Annotated in this window: 10 protein-coding genes; 8 read left to right on the top strand and 2 right to left on the bottom strand. The window is 59.7% G+C overall.

The features are described 5' to 3' along the window. Nucleotides 1–128 precede the first annotated feature (128 nt). From ACM6HV_RS25065 to ACM6HV_RS25030, 8 genes are all read left to right on the top strand, one after another. Nucleotides 129–1,754 carry an ABC transporter substrate-binding protein gene (locus ACM6HV_RS25065; protein ID WP_041072781.1) on the top strand — a complete coding sequence of 542 codons (1,626 nt, stop codon included), beginning with the start codon at nt 129–131 and terminating at the stop codon, nt 1,752–1,754. 300 nt (nt 1,755–2,054) lie between these two features. Beyond that, nucleotides 2,055–3,653, top strand: coding sequence for an ABC transporter substrate-binding protein (locus tag ACM6HV_RS25060; RefSeq protein ID WP_108181665.1), 1,599 nt, complete (start codon nt 2,055–2,057; stop codon nt 3,651–3,653). Between the two features lie 176 nt (nt 3,654–3,829). Further along, nucleotides 3,830–5,242 carry an OprD family porin gene (locus ACM6HV_RS25055; protein WP_041072777.1) on the top strand — a complete coding sequence of 471 codons (1,413 nt, stop codon included), beginning with the start codon at nt 3,830–3,832 and terminating at the stop codon, nt 5,240–5,242. A gap of 77 nt (nt 5,243–5,319) precedes the next feature. Continuing rightward, nucleotides 5,320–6,915, top strand: coding sequence for an ABC transporter substrate-binding protein (locus ACM6HV_RS25050; RefSeq protein ID WP_414905549.1), 1,596 nt, complete (start codon nt 5,320–5,322; stop codon nt 6,913–6,915). A 73-nt stretch (nt 6,916–6,988) separates the two neighbouring features. Then, a complete protein-coding gene (locus tag ACM6HV_RS25045) occupies nt 6,989–7,999 on the top strand; it encodes an ABC transporter permease subunit (RefSeq protein WP_047291242.1) in 1,011 nt (336 codons plus the stop codon). A gap of 10 nt (nt 8,000–8,009) precedes the next feature. Then, a complete protein-coding gene (locus tag ACM6HV_RS25040) occupies nt 8,010–8,936 on the top strand; it encodes an ABC transporter permease subunit (protein ID WP_041072771.1) in 927 nt (308 codons plus the stop codon). A 10-nt stretch (nt 8,937–8,946) separates the two neighbouring features. Beyond that, on the top strand, nt 8,947–9,915 hold the full coding sequence (locus ACM6HV_RS25035; RefSeq protein ID WP_041072769.1) for an ABC transporter ATP-binding protein: 969 nt from the start codon (nt 8,947–8,949) through the stop codon (nt 9,913–9,915). After that, the gene (locus ACM6HV_RS25030) at nt 9,915–10,895 is read left to right on the top strand and encodes a peptide ABC transporter ATP-binding protein (RefSeq protein WP_414905548.1); all 981 of its coding nucleotides are present in this window, start codon (nt 9,915–9,917) and stop codon (nt 10,893–10,895) included. The genes ACM6HV_RS25035 and ACM6HV_RS25030 overlap by 1 nt, the downstream gene beginning before the upstream one ends. A gap of 210 nt (nt 10,896–11,105) precedes the next feature. Here the strand turns inward: ACM6HV_RS25030 and ACM6HV_RS25025 are convergent, their stop codons facing one another. Both ACM6HV_RS25025 and ACM6HV_RS25020 read right to left on the bottom strand, forming a co-directional pair. Next, on the bottom strand, nt 11,106–11,360 hold the full coding sequence (locus ACM6HV_RS25025) for a hypothetical protein (RefSeq protein ID WP_041072765.1): 255 nt from the start codon (nt 11,358–11,360) through the stop codon (nt 11,106–11,108). 157 nt (nt 11,361–11,517) lie between these two features. Further along, nucleotides 11,518–12,747: an MFS transporter gene (locus ACM6HV_RS25020; protein ID WP_414905547.1), complete on the bottom strand. Its 1,230-nt coding sequence runs from the start codon at nt 12,745–12,747 to the stop codon at nt 11,518–11,520. Between the last annotated feature and the right edge of the window lie 968 nt (nt 12,748–13,715).

Below are 13,715 nucleotides of genomic sequence, written 5' to 3'. Positions count from 1 at the left end.
GCCACGCTTTGAGGCCGGCAGTCGCTCTGGATCTTGCATTGGGTATGGCCCCTGCATAAGTATCCGCAGGCACGACTCACGAGGTCGTACCTCAATATTAAAAAATGACAACAAATCATGAGGCCAACATGCTTAAACACGCGGTCATTCCGTTTTTAGTCGGCGCAGGCTTGTTAGCCTCCGCACCTTTCGCATCCGCTGCGACTAACCTGGTGTTCTGCTCCGAAGGGAGCCCGGCCGGTTTTGATCCAGGCCAGTACACCACCGGAACCGACTTCGACGCCTCAGCCGAAACCATGTTCAACCGTCTGAGCCAGTTCGAGCGTGGCGGCACCGCCGTTATCCCGGGCCTGGCCACCAGCTGGGACATTTCCCCGGACGGCCTGAATTACACCTTCCACCTGCGTGAAGGCGTCAAGTTCCACACCACCCCGTATTTCAAGCCGACTCGTGAGTTCAACGCCGACGACGTGCTGTTCACCTTCAATCGCATGATTAACAAGGATGACCCGTTCCGTAAGGCCTACCCGACCGAATTCCCGTACTTCACCGACATGGGGATGGACACCAACATCACCAAGATCGATAAAGTCGACGACCACACCGTCAAGTTCACGCTGAAAGAAGTCGATGCCGCGTTCATCCAGAACATGGCCATGAGCTTCGCCTCGATCCAGTCCGCCGAGTACGCTGCCCAGCTGCTCAAGGAAGGCAAGGCTGCCGACATCAACCAGAAGCCGATCGGCACTGGTCCGTTCGTGTTCAAGAGCTACCAGAAAGACTCGAACATCCGTTACACCGGCAACAAGGACTACTGGAAGCCTGAGGACGTGAAGATCGACAACCTGATCTTCGCTATCACCACCGACCCGTCGGTGCGCATCCAGAAGCTGAAAAAGAACGAATGCCAGGTCACCCTGTTCCCGCGTCCGGCGGATCTCGCGGCGCTCAAGGCCGACAAGACCCTGAAGATGCCTGACCAGGCCGGTTTCAACCTGGGCTACATCGCCTACAACGTGATGGACAAGGTCAAGGGCAGCAACGAGCCTAACCCGCTGGCCGACCTGCGCGTGCGCCAGGCGCTGGACATGGCGGTGAACAAGCCGCAGATCATCGATTCGGTTTACCAGGGCGCCGGTCAGCTGGCCGTCAACGCCATGCCGCCGACCCAGTGGTCCTACGACACCACCATCAAGGACGCCAAGTACGATCCTGAGAAAGCCAAACAGCTGCTCAAGGAAGCCGGCGTCAAGGAAGGGACCGAAATCGTTCTGTGGGCGATGCCGGTACAGCGCCCGTACAACCCGAACGCCAAGCTGATGGCTGAAATGCTCCAGTCCGACTGGAAGAAGATCGGCCTGAACGTGAAGATCACCAGCTACGAATGGGGCGAGTACATCAAGCGCTCCAAAGGTGGCGAGAACCAGGCCATGCTGATTGGCTGGAGCGGTGACAATGGTGATCCCGACAACTGGCTGAACGTGCTGTTCGGCTGCGACTCGCTCAACGGCAACAACTTCTCCAAGTGGTGCGACAAGAAGTACGACGGTCTCGTCAAAGATGCCAAGCGCACCACCGATCAGGCCAAGCGCACCGAACTGTACAAACAGGCGCAACACGTCCTCAAAGATGCTGTTCCCTACACACCTATCGCTCACTCGACGGTGTTCCAACCCATGCGCGCCAACGTGCAGGACTTCAAGATCAGCCCATTCGGCTTGAATTCCTTCTACGGCGTCAGCGTCAGCAATTAAGCCATCGCAGCGGCGACGTTCATGACGTCGCCGCTGCTTTAGCTGCCGGAAGTCAGGAATTTGCCTACAGCCAATTCCGTTGCGGATGACTGCAACGGCAGGGGATGTGTCGACTTTTCCTACGAGCATTCAGGCAATTACGCATTTACTGCCAGACCCACGGCCCCTACCGTCGGGTTCTGACCAGTTTCTGCGTGGGCCATCGGCTTGCTGTACGTACTGGATTGAGCTCAATGCCACCTCAACTTCCCTGGACGGGATCGCGGTGCATTGAACAACACGACAAAAAGAGGGAGCGTCATGCGCCATACCTTGGTTTTTTCCGCATTGCTGGGCGCCGGCCTGTTGGCCGCCACGTCCGCCAGTTTTGCCGCCAGCAAGAGCCTGGTGTTCTGCTCCGAAGGCAGCCCGGCGGGTTTTGATACCGCGCAATACACGACGGCGACCGATAACGACGCCGCCGAGCCGCTGTACAACCGTCTGGTCGAGTTCGAAAAAGGCGCGACCAACGTCGTACCGGGACTGGCAACCCAGTGGGATATTTCCGAGGATGGTCTCAAGTACACCTTTCACCTGCGTGAAGGTGTGAAATTTCATACAACGCCGTACTTCAAACCGACGCGCGATTTCAACGCCGACGACGTGCTGTTCACGTTTAACCGCATGCTCGATCCCGCGCAGCCATTCCGTAAGGCTTATCCAACCGAATTCCCGTATTTCAACGGGATGAGCCTGAACAAGAACATCGCCAAGGTCGAAAAGACCGGGCCGCTGACCGTGGAGTTCACGCTCAACAGCGTCGACGCCGCGTTCATCCAGAACATTGCCATGAGCTTCGCCGCCATCCTGTCCGCCGAATACGCCGACAAGCTGCTGGCTGAAGGCAAACCAAGCGACATCAACCAGAAACCGGTCGGGACCGGGCCGTTCGTGTTCAAGAGCTATCAGAAGGACTCGAACATCCGTTATACCGGCAACGAACATTACTGGGACCCGAGCCGGGTCAAGCTGAAGAATCTGATCTTCGCGATCAACACCGACGCTTCGGTGCGCGTGCAGAAGCTCAAGGCCGGCGAATGCCAGATCACTCTGCATCCGCGCCCTGCCGACGTGGAGGCGCTGAAGGCCGACCCGAAACTGCAGCTGATTTCCAAGCCTGGCTTCAACCTCGGTTACATTGCCTACAACGTCCGTCACAAGCCCTTCGACCAGCTCGAAGTGCGTCAGGCGCTGGACATGGCCGTGAATAAACAAGGGATTCTCAACGCTGTTTATCAAGGCGCCGGACAACTGGCGGTCAACGGCATGCCGCCGACCCAGTGGTCCTACGACGACAGCATCAAGGATGCCGCCTACAACCCGGAAAAAGCCAAAGAGCTGCTCAAGGCCGCCGGCGTCAAGGAAGGCACCGAGATCACGCTGTGGGCGATGCCGGTCCAGCGTCCGTACAACCCGAACGCCAAACTGATGGCCGAAATGCTCCAGGCTGACTGGGCGAAAATCGGTCTGAAAGTGAAGATCGTCAGCTACGAATGGGGCGAGTACATCAAGCGCACCAAGAATGGCGAGCACGACATCAGCCTGATTGGCTGGACCGGCGACAACGGGGATCCGGACAACTGGCTGGGCACCCTGTACAGCTGCGATGCCATCGGCGGCAACAACTACTCCATGTGGTGCGATCCGGCTTACGACAAGCTGATCAAAGAGGCCAAGGTCGTCACCGACCGTGACCAGCGCACCACGCTCTACAAACAGGCGCAGCAGTTGCTCAAGCAGCAAGTGCCGATCACGCCTGTCGCCCACTCGACGGTCAACCAGCCGTTGAGCGCCCGGGTTGAAGGCTTCAAGGTCAGCCCCTTCGGTCGCAATGTGTTCTCGGGCGTCAGTATCGATTAACCCAACCGATTAGCCGCAATGCTGAGGGGGCTGTCTATCCCCCTCACGCAAGCGCTTTGCCGAAATTCGCCGATCCGGCCTTTTGCAAACGTTTGCGATGTGTGAAATGAGTTCTAAACCAATAACCGGCCCACCCAAAAAAGCCGGCATAAAAAGAAAGTAAAGGAGCTTCACCCATGAAACTGAGCAGCACCGCGATACTGGCCCTGGCCATCAGCAGCATCACCGCCACGGCCTATGCCGAGGAACAGAGCCAGGCGTTCACCCCGGTGACCGTCAACGAGAAAAGCGCCCAGGCTGATGCCACCGGCTTCCTCGAAGGTTCCACCATCAGCGGCACGACCCGTAACTGGTACGCCAACGAGCAACTCAAGCGCGGCGGCAAGTTCACTTATCGCAAGGACGGCGTTGCCACCCCGACTGATCGTCGTATCAACTGGGTGCAGGGCACCATCGTCAACTTCACTTCCGGTTTCACTCAGGGCACCGTGGGTGTCAGCACTGAAGTCGCTGCTTACAACGCTGTAGCGCTGGAGCGTAATCGCAAGGACCTGGCCTCCAACAACGGTGGCGCACCGGGTTCGCGTCCAGGCGCGGGCAACAACCGTACGCTGACCAAAGAAGGCGGCGACGCTGAAGGCCAGTGGAGCAAACTGGGTCTGGCCAACGTCAAGTTCCGCGTGTCGAACACCACCCTGACCGCCGGTCGCCAGAACTTCAGCACCCCGATCGTCGACACCATCGGCAACCGTGCGCTGCCTTCGAGCTTTGAAGGTGTGAGCCTGCACAGCGAAGAACTGAACAACCTGTCGTTCGACGCCGGCAGCTTCGACCGCGTATCGCCACGTACCGAAGAAAGCTTGTCGAAATTCCGTTCCGAGTACACCAACAACAACGCCGAAACCGATCGCGTCAGCATCGTCGGCCTGAACTATCAGCCGCTGAAAAGCCTGAAGACCAGCCTGTACGCCTCCAAGGTTGAAGACTTCTGGAACCAGTACTACTTCGGCGCCACCCACGAACTGGGTGACAGCAATGTCGTCAGCCTGACCACCGGCCTGAACTACTACAAGACCGTCGATACCGGCAAAAAAGAGATGGGCGAAATCGACAACGACACCTACTCGCTCTCGTTCGGCCTGACTCACCAGGCTCATAGCCTGACCTTCTCGTACCAGGAAATTAACGGTAACGAGTACTTCGACTACCTGCACGAAACCAACGGCATCTACCTGGCCAACTCCCTGCTGTCCGACTTCAACGGCCCGAACGAGAAATCCTTCCAGGTCGCCTATGGTCTGAACATGGCCGAATATGGCGTGCCAGGCCTGAAGTTCAACATCTACCAGGCTCGCGGCTGGGGTATCGACGGTACTCACTACACCGGCACAGCCTATGACGTACGCAACATGGACGGCGAGCACCACTACGAATACGGCATCGGTGCAACCTACGCCGTACAGAGCGGCCCGCTCAAGGCGACCACCATCCGTGGCACCTACACCGCTCACCGCGCCAGCGAAAACCAGGCTGACGGCAGCATCAACGAGTTCCGTCTCGTGACCACCATCCCGTTCAACATCCTGTAAAAACGCCGACCGACGGCTGACTCATGACGAGTCGGCCGTTCGGTTTTTTGTCTTCAACCGATTGCAGAGGGTTATCGATGAAAATGCTTCCCCTACGTGCGGCCGTCACGGCTGTGTTGTTGAGCGCCGCCATCGGCGTCTCGGCCAAACCCTTGGTGGTCTGCACCGAAGCCAGCCCGGAAGGCTTCGATATGGTCCAGTACACAACTGCAGTCACTGCCGATGCGGTGGCCGAAACGATCTTCAACCGTCTGGCGGACTTCAAGCCCGGCACCACCGAAGTGATTCCGGCACTGGCCGAATCCTGGGACATCAGTGAAGACGGCCTGACGTACACGTTCCACCTGCGCAAAGGCGTCAAGTTTCACACCACCGAATACTTCAAGCCGACCCGCGACATGAACGCCGACGACGTGGTCTGGAGCTTCCAGCGTCAGCTGGACCCGAATCACCCGTGGCACAAACTGTCGAGCGTGGGCTTCCCGTACTTTGAAAGCATGGGCTTCAAGGAACTGCTCAAAAGCGTCGAAAAAGTCGACGACAACACGGTCAAGTTCACCCTGACCCGCCGCGAAGCGCCGTTCCTGGCCGACATCGCCATGGCGTTTTCCTCGATTTACCCGGCCGAATACGCCGACCAGTTGCTCAAGTCCGGCAAGACCGCCGACCTCAACAACAAGCCTGTGGGCACCGGCCCGTTCATCTTCCAGCGTTACGCCAAGGATGCGCAGGTGCGCTTCAAGGCCAACCCGGACTACTTCCGTGGCAAGCCACCGGCCGATGCGTTGATCCTGGCAATCGCCACCGACAACAACGTGCGCCTGCAGAAGCTCAAGGCCAACGAGTGCCAGATCGCACTGTATCCGAAGCCGGATGACATCCCGAGCATCAAGAAAGACAGCAACCTGAAGGTCGATGAACTGGACGCGATGACCGTCTCGTACATCGCCATGAACACTCAGCACAAATACATGAGCGACGTGCGGGTCCGCAAAGCGATCGACATGGCTTTCGACAAGGAAGCCTACGTCAACGCCCTGTTCGGCAAAGGCAACGCGACCGTAGCGGTCAACCCCTACCCGCCGACACTGCTGGGCTACAACCACGACCTGAAGAACCCGCCACGTGACCTCGACAAGGCCCGCGCCCTGCTCAAGGACGCCGGGGTCCCGGAAGGCACCGTGTTTACTCTGTTTACCCGTAACGGCGGCGGCCCGACCAACCCCAATCCGATGCTCGGCGCACAGATGATGCAGGCCGACCTGGCGAAAGTCGGGATCAAGGTCGACATCCGTGTGATGGAATGGGGCGAGATGCTCAAGCGCGCCAAGGCCGGCGAACACGATATGGTGTCGGCCGGATGGGCGGGCGACAACGGCGACCCGGATAACTTCCTGACGCCTATGCTCAGTTGCGAAGCGGCCAAGAACGGCGAAAACTACGCGCGCTGGTGCAACGAGAAATTCCAGGCACTGCTCGACGAAGCACGGGCTAAAGTAGATCCGGCCGAACGCGCCAAGCTCTACGAACAGGCTCAGGTGCTGTTTAATCAGGACCAACCGTGGATCAGCATGGCCCACACCCGTATGTTTACCGCAATGCGCAATAACGTAGAGGGTTACCACATCAGCCCTCTGACCACGAATAACTTCGCCACCACCCAGGTGAAGTAGATAAGAAACTCCCGGCCTCCCTGACCCCAGGGTCGCCGGGCACGCCTAACCGGCTGATGAGGTACCACACAAGATGTTTAGTTTTATTGCCCGCCGACTGGGGTTGTTGATCCCCACGTTTTTCGGCATCACCCTGCTGACTTTCGCGTTGATTCGCATGATTCCCGGCGACCCCGTGGAAGTGATGATGGGCGAACGTCGGGTCGACCCCGAAATGCACGCTCAGGCAATGGAACGCCTTGGTCTGAACAAACCGCTGTATGCCCAGTACCTGGACTACATCGGCAAACTGGCCCACGGCGATCTCGGCGAATCCCTGCGTACGCGTGAGAGCGTATGGACCGAGTTCACCTCCCTCTTCCCGGCGACCCTGGAACTGTCCATGGCCGCCCTGCTGTTCGCCGGTATTCTCGGTCTTCTGGCCGGGGTGATCGCGGCCCTCAAACGAGGATCCCTGTTCGACCATGGGGTGATGGGCATCTCCCTGGCGGGGTATTCGATGCCGATCTTCTGGTGGGGCCTGATCCTGATCATGTTCTTCTCGGTGAGCCTGGGCTGGACCCCGGTGTCCGGGCGGATCGACCTGCTCTACGACATCGAGCCGCGCACCGGCTTCATGCTGATCGACACGCTGCTGGCCGATGACACGGGCGCGTTCTTCGATGCCCTGCATCACCTGATCCTGCCGGCCATCGTGCTCGGCACCATTCCACTGGCGGTGATCGCGCGGATGACCCGTTCGTCGATGCTCGAAGTGCTGCGCGAAGACTACATCCGCACCGCCAAGGCCAAAGGCCTGTCGCCGTCGCGCGTGGTGTTCGTGCACGGCCTGCGTAACGCGCTGATTCCGGTTCTGACCGTGGTCGGCCTGCAAGTCGGTACCCTGCTGGCCGGCGCGGTCCTGACCGAAACCATTTTCTCCTGGCCCGGCATCGGTAAATGGCTGATCGAAGCCATCGGCGCCCGGGACTACCCGGTGGTGCAAAACGGCATCCTGTTAATCGCCTGCCTGGTGATTCTGGTCAACTTCGTAGTGGACATCCTCTACGGCTTTGCCAACCCACGCATCCGTCATCAGCGCTGAGGTCCATACCATGAGCACTCCAACATCCTCAGTAGCCACTTCCGCTCCAAGCGCGGATCAAAGCCTGCTGTATCCGTCACCGTACAAAGAATTCTGGCAAGCCTTCGCGAAGAACAAGGGCGCGGTTGCCGGCCTGCTGTTCATGCTGCTGGTGATTTTCTGCGCGATCTTCGCGCCGTGGGTCGCCCCGCATAACCCGAGCGAGCAATACCGTGACTTCCTGCTGACGCCACCGGCGTGGCTCGAAGGCGGGCAAATGCAGTTCCTGCTCGGCACCGATGAACTGGGCCGCGACTTGCTGTCGCGGCTGATCCAGGGTTCGCGCCTGTCGCTGCTGATCGGTCTGTCGTCGGTGGTGATGTCGTTGATCCCGGGGATCCTGCTGGGTCTGTTCGCCGGTTTCTTCCCGAAGATGATCGGCCCGACCATCATGCGTCTGATGGACATCATGCTGGCCCTGCCGTCCCTGCTGCTGGCTGTGGCGATTGTCGCCATCCTCGGCCCTGGCCTGATCAACACCGTGATCGCCATCGCCGTGGTTTCGCTGCCGTCCTACGTGCGTCTGACCCGTGCCGCCGTGATGGGCGAACTGAACCGCGACTACGTCACCGCCGCGCGCCTGGCCGGTGCCGGTCTGCCGCGCCTGATGTTCATCACCGTGCTGCCCAACTGCATGGCGCCGCTGATCGTGCAGGCCACCCTGAGTTTCTCTTCGGCGATTCTCGACGCGGCGGCGCTGGGCTTCCTCGGCCTTGGCGTACAACCGCCAACCCCTGAGTGGGGCACCATGCTGGCCTCGGCCCGCGACTACATCGAACGTGCCTGGTGGGTCGTGAGCCTGCCTGGTTTGACCATTTTGCTCAGCGTGCTGGCAATCAACCTGATGGGCGACGGTCTGCGCGACGCGCTGGACCCGAAACTCAAGAACGCCGCCTGAGGAGATTCCCATGTCACTGCTAGAAATCAAGAATCTCAACGTCCGCTTCGGCGACAAGAACGCGACGCCCGTGGTCGATGGCCTCGACCTGAAAGTCGACAAGGGCGAAGTCCTGGCCATCGTTGGTGAGTCGGGGTCGGGTAAATCCGTGACCATGATGGCGCTGATGGGGCTGATCGAGCATCCCGGCATCGTCACGGCCGACTCGCTCAGCTTCGACGGCAAAGACATGCTCAAGCTGAGCAATCGTCAGCGTCGGCAAATCGTCGGCAAAGACCTGTCGATGGTGTTCCAGGATCCGATGACCGCGCTCAACCCGAGCTACACCGTCGGCTTCCAGATCGAAGAAGTGCTGCGCCTGCACCTGAAAATGTCCGGCAAGCAAGCGCGCAAACGCGCCATCGAACTGCTGGAAAAAGTGGAAATCCCGGGCGCCGCCAGCCGTATGGACGCCTACCCGCACCAACTGTCCGGCGGCATGAGCCAGCGTGTGGCAATTGCCATGGCGATTGCCGGCGAGCCGAAACTGCTGATCGCCGACGAACCGACCACGGCGCTGGACGTGACGATTCAGGCGCAGATCATGGATCTGCTGCTGGCGTTGCAGAAAGAACAGAACATGGGCCTGGTGCTGATCACTCACGACCTTGCGGTCGTGGCCGAAACCGCCCAGCGCGTCTGTGTGATGTACGCAGGCCAAGCGGTAGAAGTCGGTCAGGTGCCGCAACTGTTCGACATCCCGGCACACCCTTACAGCGAAGCCCTGCTCAAGGCGATTCCCGAGCACAGTCTGGGCGCCGAGCGCCTGTCGACCCTGCCGGGCATCGTACCAGGCCGCTACGACCGTCCGCAGGGTTGCCTGCTGTCGCCGCGCTGCCCGTACGTGCAGGACAGCTGCCGCGTGCAACGTCCAGCCCTTGATCCGAAAGCCAACAGCCTCGCCCGTTGCTTCTACCCGCTGAACCAGGAGGTGGCGTAATGGCCGTCGTACTTACCGCCCGCGACCTGACCCGTCACTACGAAGTCTCCCGTGGCCTGTTCAAGGGCCACGCGACCGTGCGCGCCCTCAACGGCGTGTCGTTCGAACTGGAAGCCGGCAAGACCCTCGCTGTCGTAGGCGAATCGGGTTGCGGCAAATCCACCCTCGCCCGCGCCCTGACCCTGATTGAAGAGCCGTCTTCCGGCTCGCTGAAAATCGCCGGGCAAGAAGTCGCCGGCGCCGACAAGGCCCAGCGCAAACAACTGCGCAAAGACGTGCAGATGGTGTTTCAGAGCCCGTACGCGTCGTTGAACCCGCGGCAGAAAATCGGTGATCAATTGGCCGAGCCACTGCTGATCAACACCAACCTGAGTGCAACCGAGCGTCGCGAGAAAGTCCAGGCGATGATGAAGCAGGTCGGCTTGCGTCCCGAGCACTACCAGCGTTATCCGCACATGTTCTCCGGCGGTCAGCGTCAGCGTATTGCCCTGGCGCGGGCGATGATGCTGCAACCGAAAGTGCTGGTGGCGGACGAACCGACCTCGGCGCTGGACGTATCGATTCAGGCGCAGGTGCTGAACCTGTTCATGGACTTGCAGCAGGAATTCAACACCGCTTACGTGTTCATCTCGCACAACCTGGCGGTGGTGCGGCATGTCGCCGACTCGGTGCTGGTGATGTACCTCGGCCGTCCGGTGGAAATGGGGCCGAAAGAGGACATCTACACCCGACCTCTGCACCCTTACACTCAGGCCTTGTTGTCGGCGACACCCACGATCCACCCGGATCCGGACAAGCCGAAAATCAAGATTGTCGGCGAACTGCCCAACCCGCTGAACCCGCCACCGGGCTGTGCGTTCCACAAGCGCTGCCCGTACGCGACCGAGCGTTGCAGCAGCGAAGAGCCGGCCCTGCGCCCGCTCGACAACCGGCAGGTGGCTTGCCACTACGCCGAGCAGTTCCTTGATGGCGCCGCGTAGGCAAAACCGGAGACCGCCACTCAACCTGTAGGAGCTGTCGAGTGAAACGAGGCTGCGATCTGTTGATTTTCAGCATCAAGATCAAAAGATCGCAGCGTGCGGCAGCTCCTGCAGGAATCGTGTTTATCCGGAAATAATGTGTTTACCCAAACCTCTTCTCCCCCGATTGCGCATCAGTCGGGGAAGAAGGGGTTTTCTTTTGCCGGCGCTTTACGACTGGCTGTCGCCTTCGTCATCGTCAGTGTCCGGCTCGTCAGTGGTCGAGTCGTCATCATCCTTGCTGCCGCCCTGGTCCTGATCGCCCGGTTCGGATTCCGACTTGGCCAGCATGATCACACCGGCTTGCCCGTGGGCTGCGTTAAACCCCTGTGATGGTGTGGCAGAACTTGCCCACGCCGCCGTAGTGCCAAGCGTCAACATCACCAAAACCTTAAGCAACAGCACAATGCGTTGAAAAATGCTCATAGCCATTTCCATCCTTTCGTGGTTGAAGCCTGGGGTGCCGATCCGGCGCTGAATGAAATCTAGTTCCGATCAGCCGGGTTCACCAGATAGGACGCTAACGAGCCCGCGGAAATGCCCCGGCAGGGAAGATCACTTGTGAATAACCTCTATAACCGAATCAGCTAAGTGAGGTAGCGCGTGGACTGGCGTCTTGCGCCTTGGCTTGGGTCGAAGAGCGTGTTGCGATGTAGATCAGAGGCAAGGTCAACAAGGCCAGTGTCGCGCTCGCAAGCCATACGCTGTGCCCTCCGAAGTGCCCATACAGCTGACCACTCAACACCGGCGACAACAATGCACTGGCGCTCCAGCTCATGAAAAACAGACCGAAATACTGGCCGCTTTTGCCGCCCTGCGCGTGCCGCATGACCAGCACATTCAGCGGCGGCATGAAAAAAGCTTCACCCAAGGTCCAGATCACCGTCGACAGACACACGTAAAGCAAGCCGGAGCCAAACGGCAACATTCCCAACCCGACCGCCAACAACACACAACCCGCGAGCAATTGCCGACGCAAGCCCCAGCGCTCGCCCCAGTGCGTGAGCGGGATCTGCAGCGCCACCACCAGCATCGCGTTAAGCCCGAACTGCCAGCCGATGGCCTCAGTGCTCAAGTGGTAGTAGTCGCGCAGATAGTTTCCCAGCGTGCTGTAAACCGTGTCGAAGGCCATCCCCAGCAACACGGCCGCACCGAGCAGCCAGAGGAACGCCGCGTCGCGCAACGGTGTGCCAGTGCCTGCCTCGGTCACTTCATCGGGCTTGAGTACCGCGCGGCGCCAAGTGGTGCGCACAAACCACAGCAGCGCGAGCAGCGTCATCGCCGCACTGACAAAAAACACCCAACGGAAATCCGTCTGCGCCAACACCCCGCCGGCCACCCCGGCAGCCGCCATGCCAAGGTTTCGCGCCACCCGGCTCAAGGCTTGGGCACGGGAGCGCTGCACAGGCTCGCAATACTCCATGATCAGCCGCTGATGCAGCGTTCGAATCGCCCCGTCGAGGGTGCCGCTGAGCAACAGCAAACCGGCCAGCAGCGGCACCTGCGTCACCAGCCCCAGCAGAATCAACACAAACACAGAAACAAAGAACAACGCCGCCGTCAGCCGCGCCGTACGCACATGGTCACTGAGCAAACCACCCAGCATCGAACCGACCAACAACCCGGCGCCGTAAGCCGACAACAGCCAGCCCACCGTCTCGATCGCCAGCCCCAGCTCCTGACGCAGATACAGCGCCATGAACAACTTGACCATGCTGCTCAGACGATTGATGAACAGCAACGCCGCAAGCACCCAGGCCATCAGACTGAAATAGCCGTTGGGGCGTAGCAGATGGATGAGGTTGCGCGTCATTCCATTGACCTCTCAAAGCGACTGGCGTGGACCTGAAACACTAACGCCCAGCATTCCCATTGTCGCGCTCAAGAACATCGATATCTCAAAATACAGAGTCGCCCTACAACCCTGTGGGAGCTGTCGTAGGCAGCGATCTTTTGACTTCGAGCTTCAAGTCCAAAAGATCACAGCCTTCGGTCGCTCAGTTCGATTAGAAAATGGTCGGCTCGCAGGCCGCCATCGCTGGCAAGCCAGCTCCCACAATGGACTGGGTATTCATTTGGAGAACGGTTGGCTGGCAGGGCGCCTTCGCGAGCAAGCTCGCTCCCACAGGGAAATTGAGTGATTTCAGTGGGCGATTCGTCGGCTGACAGGCAGCCATCGCTGGCAAGCTCCCACAATGGATTGGGGTATCCATTTGAGAACGGTTGGCTGGCAGGGCGCCTTCGCGAGCAGGCTCGCTCCCACAGGGAAATTGAGTGACTTCAGTGGGAGATTGGTCGGCTCGCAGGCCGCCATCGCTGGCAAGCCAGCTCCCACGATGGATTGGGGTATTCATTTGGAGAACGGCTGGCTGTCAGGGCGCCTTCGCGAGCAGGCTCGCTCCCACAGGGAAATTGAGTGACTTCAGTGGGCGATTGGTCGGCTGACAGGCCGCCATCGCTGGCAAGCCAGCTTCCACAATGGATTGGGGTATTCATTTGGAGAACGGCTGGCTGTCAGGGCGCCTTCGCAAGCAGGCTCGCTCCCACAGGGAAATTGAGTGACTTCAGTGGGAGATTGGTCGGCTGGCAGGCCGCCATCGCTGGCAAGCCAGCTCCCACGATGGATTGGGGTATTCATTTGGAGAACGGTTGGCTGGCCGGGCGCCTTCGCGAGCAGGCTCGCTCCCACAGGGAAATTGAGTGACTTCAGTGGGAGATTGGTCGGCTGACAGGCCGCCATCGCTGGCAAGCCAGCTCCCACACAAGAGCAAGAGCAGAACG

The organism is Pseudomonas sp. IT-P260 (assembly GCF_949768395.1).
Taxonomy (GTDB): Bacteria; Pseudomonadota; Gammaproteobacteria; order Pseudomonadales; family Pseudomonadaceae; genus Aquipseudomonas; species Aquipseudomonas parakoreensis.
Note: the sequence above shows the minus strand (reverse complement) of the source record. Positions and strands in the feature narration are given on the sequence as shown.

Excerpts from the sequence above, each read along its gene's own strand:
- ACM6HV_RS25060 (WP_108181665.1), top strand. The coding sequence starts at position 2,055 with ATGCGCCATACCTTGGTTTTTTCCGCATTGCTGGGCGCCGGCCTGTTG.
- ACM6HV_RS25040 (WP_041072771.1), top strand. The coding sequence starts at position 8,010 with ATGAGCACTCCAACATCCTCAGTAGCCACTTCCGCTCCAAGCGCGGAT.
- ACM6HV_RS25045 (WP_047291242.1), top strand. The coding sequence starts at position 6,989 with ATGTTTAGTTTTATTGCCCGCCGACTGGGGTTGTTGATCCCCACGTTT.
- ACM6HV_RS25025 (WP_041072765.1), bottom strand. The coding sequence starts at position 11,360 with ATGAGCATTTTTCAACGCATTGTGCTGTTGCTTAAGGTTTTGGTGATG.
- ACM6HV_RS25020 (WP_414905547.1), bottom strand. The coding sequence starts at position 12,747 with ATGACGCGCAACCTCATCCATCTGCTACGCCCCAACGGCTATTTCAGT.
- ACM6HV_RS25055 (WP_041072777.1), top strand. The coding sequence starts at position 3,830 with ATGAAACTGAGCAGCACCGCGATACTGGCCCTGGCCATCAGCAGCATC.
- ACM6HV_RS25065 (WP_041072781.1), top strand. The coding sequence starts at position 129 with ATGCTTAAACACGCGGTCATTCCGTTTTTAGTCGGCGCAGGCTTGTTA.
- ACM6HV_RS25030 (WP_414905548.1), top strand. The coding sequence starts at position 9,915 with ATGGCCGTCGTACTTACCGCCCGCGACCTGACCCGTCACTACGAAGTC.
- ACM6HV_RS25050 (WP_414905549.1), top strand. The coding sequence starts at position 5,320 with ATGAAAATGCTTCCCCTACGTGCGGCCGTCACGGCTGTGTTGTTGAGC.
- ACM6HV_RS25035 (WP_041072769.1), top strand. The coding sequence starts at position 8,947 with ATGTCACTGCTAGAAATCAAGAATCTCAACGTCCGCTTCGGCGACAAG.